The 1270-nt window shown below is 65.0% G+C and carries 2 protein-coding genes; both read left to right on the top strand.

What is annotated here, in order from left to right; all coding sequences use genetic code 11:
* A partial coding sequence (locus ADL08_RS09970) for a hypothetical protein (RefSeq protein WP_234352083.1) occupies positions 1-372 on the top strand: 372 nt, incomplete at its 5' end.
* 4 nt (positions 373-376) lie between these two features.
* A protein-coding gene (locus ADL08_RS35345) for an IS5 family transposase (protein ID WP_420709591.1) occupies positions 377-1251 on the top strand; the annotation gives its coding sequence in 2 pieces (ribosomal slippage) (positions 377-737 and positions 737-1251; 876 coding nt in all).
* Positions 1252-1270 lie beyond the last annotated feature (19 nt).

Genomic DNA, 1270 nt, shown 5'->3' with positions numbered 1-1270 from the left:
CTAGGCAGTTTCTTACGGATCACCGTCCAAGCTCCGGGCTGTAGGTGGTGGGATGGTGTCATGCGACCTGAGCATTGTGTGACCAGGAACCACATCGAGTTGTGGCATGAGCGTGTGCTGCCATCGGGGCCAGAACGGATCAGGTTCTGGACGGTGCTGCGCGGCTCGCTCCTGCCGATCCTCGTCTGGACTGGCGTCGCGTGTTTCGTGTACTTCGTCTACAACCCGCTCGTAGCGGTGGTCCTCGGTGGGCTCTTCGCGTTGTCGTTCATCGTGGGGTTCGGGCTCCGCCGCAGGGCAAGGCACTCGGTTCGCTGCAGCGTCTACGGTGCGCTGGGTGGAGTGCTTGACAAGTCCATGGCCGGGTTCTGAGGCGTTGCGACGGAGGGGGCCCGTCGTTGTATCGGGCGTGTTGACCGATGCTCAGTGGGCCAGGATCGAGCCCCTGTTGCCCGACCGGACTCCTCGCCGAGGTGGACGATGGCGTGATCACAGGCAGGTGATCGATGCCATCGCCTGGAAGTACCGGACGGGCTCTCCATGGATGGATCTGCCTGCGGAGTTCGGTTCGTGGAAGGGCGCCTACAGCCGGCTGCGGAACTGGGCGATCGATGGAACCTGGGAGCGAGTGTTCACTGCCCTGCTGAGCCAGGCGGACGCCGATGAGGACCTGAGCTGGGTGGTGTCTGTTGACTCCACGGTCGTTCGAGCACACCAGCACGCCGCTGGAGCCCGCAAAAGGGGGCTGCAGCCGACGAACCTGAGGACCACGCCATCGGCCGCTCCCGAGGCGGGCTGACCACAAAGATCCATCTCGCCTCCGACGGCAACTGCCGGCCTCTGGCCTTCGTACTCACAGCCGGACAGGCCGGCGATGCGCCCGCCTTCACTGACGTGATGGCACGACTGCGCATTCCCCGCCCTGTCGGACGACCTCGAACTCGGCCGGACGTGGTCCTGGCCGACAAGGCGTACTCCTCCCGGGCCATCCGCGAACACCTGCGACGACGGGGGATTCGGTCGGTCATCCCGGTCCCAGCCGACCAGCAGGGAAACCGGCTCCGTCGAGGCAGCTACGGCGGCCGGCCACCCGCCTTCGACCGCGAGGCATACAAGCAGCGCAACACTGTCGAGCGATGCATCAACCGCCTCAAGCAGTGGCGAGGCATTGCCACCCGCTATGAGAAGACCGCCACCGTCTACCTGGCCGGACTCCACGTTGCGGCCATCTTCATCTGGTCAGCACGATGATCCGAGAGAAACTGCCTAG

The sequence above is a fragment of the Streptomyces sp. NRRL F-6492 genome (assembly GCF_001280125.1).
GTDB lineage: Bacteria > Actinomycetota > Actinomycetes > Streptomycetales > Streptomycetaceae > Streptomyces.
This window is presented reverse-complemented; position numbering and strand designations above follow the sequence as displayed.